Origin of the sequence: Suttonella ornithocola (assembly GCF_001889065.1) — a bacterium.
GTDB classification, from domain to species: Bacteria; Pseudomonadota; Gammaproteobacteria; order Cardiobacteriales; family Cardiobacteriaceae; genus Suttonella_A; species Suttonella_A ornithocola.
The window spans coordinates 1-3,923 of record NZ_LWHB01000113.1 but is presented as its reverse complement, the minus strand read 5'-3'; the positions used below and the strand labels follow the sequence as shown (position 1 = coordinate 3,923).

Annotated in this window: 6 protein-coding genes; 4 read left to right on the top strand and 2 right to left on the bottom strand. The window is 35.0% G+C overall.

What is annotated here, in order from left to right:
- Positions 1 to 30: 30 nt before the first annotated feature.
- On the bottom strand, positions 31 to 141 hold the full coding sequence (locus A5N85_RS15170) for a helix-turn-helix domain-containing protein (protein ID WP_143143235.1): 111 nt from the start codon (positions 139 to 141) through the stop codon (positions 31 to 33).
- Between the two features lie 397 nt (positions 142 to 538).
- Here A5N85_RS15170 and A5N85_RS08845 point away from each other — a divergent pair, with 397 nt between their 5' ends.
- Positions 539 to 862 (top strand): type II toxin-antitoxin system RelE/ParE family toxin, encoded by a 324-nt coding sequence (locus A5N85_RS08845; protein WP_072576900.1) that lies wholly within the window; start codon positions 539 to 541, stop codon positions 860 to 862.
- Positions 862 to 1,167 (top strand): helix-turn-helix domain-containing protein, encoded by a 306-nt coding sequence (locus A5N85_RS08840; protein ID WP_084601721.1) that lies wholly within the window; start codon positions 862 to 864, stop codon positions 1,165 to 1,167. Before A5N85_RS08845 ends, A5N85_RS08840 begins: the two co-directional genes overlap by 1 nt.
- 476 nt (positions 1,168 to 1,643) lie before the next feature.
- On the opposite strand, the gene A5N85_RS08835 is transcribed toward A5N85_RS08840, so the two are convergent.
- Entirely contained in the window at positions 1,644 to 2,726 is a 1,083-nt protein-coding gene (locus A5N85_RS08835) for a hypothetical protein (protein WP_072576898.1), read from the bottom strand.
- A 490-nt stretch (positions 2,727 to 3,216) separates the two neighbouring features.
- Between A5N85_RS08835 and A5N85_RS08830 the strand changes: the two genes are divergently transcribed.
- Together A5N85_RS08830 and A5N85_RS15660 are read left to right on the top strand one after the other, a co-directional pair.
- A complete protein-coding gene (locus A5N85_RS08830) occupies positions 3,217 to 3,573 on the top strand; it encodes an IS630 transposase-related protein (RefSeq protein WP_072576897.1) in 357 nt (118 codons plus the stop codon).
- The coding region (locus A5N85_RS15660) for a transposase (protein WP_211268129.1) at positions 3,516 to 3,923 on the top strand (408 nt) is incomplete at its 3' end. The genes A5N85_RS08830 and A5N85_RS15660, both read left to right, overlap by 58 nt.

Here is a 3,923-nt window from a genome sequence, read left to right as displayed (position 1 = left end):
GTAAGCTTTAGGATGGGGATTTTAATCCAGCTATATGACGGTGAATTTGCTGATCTTGTAGCGCTTTGCAACAGCGCGCCAAGTTTCTCCATTAGCAATATCGTTAAGAATTTTTTGTCGGAATTGGCTGCAGTAGGTCATAGGATATGCTCAGTTTGTTTTTGATAATTCTACTATAAGTCGTTCTTTATATCTGCTTTGGATAGATTGGATTATAAATGATTTGACTATAATCACTCATAATCACTCAATTTTCAGCAGTGATTATGAAATTCGAAACATATTTTTCTAATACAAACAGATTATTACATGCGCTCATAATCACATAATCACCATAATCACTCGTTTTGAAGCATTTTTATACTTTTCATCTCAGAACATTAACGCTGTCATCGGCGGATTTCGGCGAAAACCTGACACGTTCAGGGCTATCCAGTGAGGTTTGAAAAGTGATAGAGGAAAATCGTGAGCCGCGGTAGAGATTGACGCCATATCGGAACTGATATAAGCTAGTTTATATCAAAATCAATATATTTTTATGAAGCCGATAACCTTTCTAGGCAGCAGCCTTGATGACTTAAGAGCATTTCCAGCAGACATCAAGCAACGGGCAGGATATGAACTTCACAAAGTGCAATACGGCGAAATGCCTACAGACTTCAAGCCAATGCCAACGATTGGCAAAGGTGTATCGGAAATACGCCTTAAGGGAGAAAACGGCGCGTACCGTATCATTTACACCGTAAAAATCGGCGAACATTTCTATATCCTGCACGCCTTTCAGAAAAAGACACAGAAAACCGCCAAAGTTGATATTGAACTAGCGAAAAACCGCCTGAAACAGCTCATAGGAGGGAAATAATGCAACAACACAGCTTTCAATCCGTTTTTGACGCCATCAGCGATACACCAGCAGAAGCCGCCAACTTAACCATGCGAGCCGAAATCATGCGCCATATTGCCAACACCGTCGCACAAAACCAGTGGACTCAATCCCAAGCCGCTAAGCATTGCGGCATCAGTCAGCCACGCATGAATGACCTGTTAAATGGCAAGATTGATAAATTTTCCTTAGATGCGCTGGTTAATATCAATGCACAGCTAGGGCATTCTATCGATCTGATATTTAACGATGATATGGCGCAACCCGTGGAAGCTTTGCCATAACAAGCAAATCGCATAATCAAGTAAGCGCCTATAGCAAATACTCTAAAAATCTGCCAAGATAGCACCTACATTACGGGGCAAACATGGGGGAAAAACATAAATCGCCCCAATTGCAATTAACGGTTTTTATTAAATTTATTCGGATAGATATATTCTCCCTCTCAACCTTATGTTTTACATAGGGTTTTTATTATAAAAACAACCAGTATACCATCTAGTATGCCATTTATTGTTTGATTAATATCGTATTCCGTTAGACATTATTGTATCAGAAGCGCCAAATATAAAATATATTCTGAAACATGAGTGCTATAAAAACTCTGACTGGGTAAGTTAAAACATCCTAAAATCTATTTTGAATTTTTCCTGATAGATATAGTTGATCAATGATACTTTTGAGACATTTATATTAAATGCTGTTTACGCAGCATGAAAGAATCATCCGGATAGTCTTATTAGACACATCAACGCAGTTCTTAGAAGTTTGAATCATCGCTACTTAAATTTTCATTGTTCAGCGCTGATACAGAAGGCTCAAGTCTAATCATTTCCAGTGGATTTTTACGTTTATTATAAGCCTGCTGAATCAACGAAGAGAGTAACACCTCTTTATTGACCCCATTTATCCGCATAAGCTCTTCAAACATTCTTTTATACTTAGGATCCAATCGTACATTAAAAGCCTTTTTCTCCATCTGTTTAAGTTGATATTTTTTTTGACTCCATTTATTGGATAACTGCTGAAAAATAGTCTTTTTGACCGGTTCCGGCAGAAAAATACTGTTAGCTATCGCAGTAAAAATTGCAATTAAGTGTTTATTGCTTATTGTTTTTGTTGTATCTATATAAAAAGGTTTAAGTTGAGAATGATCGATCTGATTTGCTGTTTGTATTATCGTATTGATATTTTTTATCCCCTGCTGAATCAGCCATTCTTTAATATCGATATCCTCAGGTACATCAGATAAAAACTGATAACAGTTTGAGTCAAAGAGCCCACTTTTATTCAACGCAACTTGATATATTGTTTCAATATTTTCAGAAAATATTGTAGATCTTCGTTTTATCGCATTATAAGCACCACAGTAAAAATAATACTGATTTTTTAAAGCTGATACCTGCTCTTCTTGAGGTAAATAGATATCAGAATAAACAAACTCATAAATATCTATGTTTAAGTTATTAAAACTAAATGAATTATTCCAGAAATAGTTAGTAAGATAAATTATTCTTGCAAAATCATCCGATATGCTATCTATACTACTTTGAATAAAGTTTCCGACCTTAATTTTTACGATATATATCATATGTTTAATAAAATTATCATGGTCAATATTTAAGAATATCTCCGGCAATTGATTTTCTGAAAACCACTTTACCAGTGTTCCCTCTCTATCATTTCTAGAAATATGAGATTGTAATTTTAATGGATAAAGAGATTTATTGTGAGCTAGACTCTGTAAAGACAAACATGCCCCTATAGAATAATAAAAAATCTCATCGTCTTTTGATAAAAGATATCTGAGATTATCTTCATTGTTATCGAATATCATTGTCATGAATACAATCTCATAAAAATATTTATGCATACTTTAGCACTATTTTATACTGCATTTACGATTATTTTAAAGATAATTTATTTACATCCACATAACTAACAAAGACATATAAAACACAAGGTTAGACATTATAAGCTCTTTTTTTCTGCTCTTACTGCTACTTTCTATTCTTTAAAACTATCATAGTCAGACAGACTTAGCTCACATACAAGGTAATGAGTCTCAGACACTACACGGAAGTTAATCAAAATGAGCTAACAATGTTTATAGTAAAATCACTTAGAATCCAATCTATCCAAAGCAGATATAAAGAACAACTTGTAGTAGAATTATTGGTAGTTGTTTGAAAAGTATGCTAAACATACTCTTACAAAAAATACTTCTTTTAATATATTGATATTTAAATATTTAACTGCGATTAGATTAGATAATATTCCAGCATACTTTTCAAACCACTACCGAATTATTAAAAACAAACTGAGCATATCCTATGACCTACTGCAGCCAATTCCGACAGAAAATTCTTAACGATATTGCTAATGGAGAAACTTGGCGCGCTGTTGCAAAGCGCTACAAGATCAGCAAATTCACCGTCTATAGCTGGATTAAAAATCCCCATCCTAAAGGCTTTACTGAGCGTAAGCCCTCAAAGATTGATGATGAAGCCTTGCTTAAGGATATTGAGCAGTATCCTGATGATTACCAATGGGAAAGAGCTAGACGTTTTAATTGCTCGCAATCAGCGATTTGTTATGCTCTAAAGCGACTAAAGATAACGCATAAAAAAAGATTAACCAACATCCAAAAGCCGACACAGAGAAAAGAGAGCACTTTCAAGAACAAATAGTAGATAAGACCGCTCAAGACAAACCGATAGTCTATCTTGATGAATGTGGTTTTAAAGCCTTTGATCATAGACCTTATGGCTACAGCACAAAAGGACAAGTTTGTCATGGAAGTGATAACTGGCATTTAAAGAACCAGAGCAATGCGATTGGAGCCATTATCAATGGAGAATTGTTTGCCTTACGCTTATATGATGGTTCTATTAACAGCGATATTTTCTCTCATTGGGTGAGAGAAGCACTGTTACCTGAGTTACCTAAAAACAGTGTAATTGTCATGGACAATGCCGCTTTTCATAAACGCAGTGATATTCAAGCAATCATTGAAGAGCATGGGCATGAGATAGTTTGG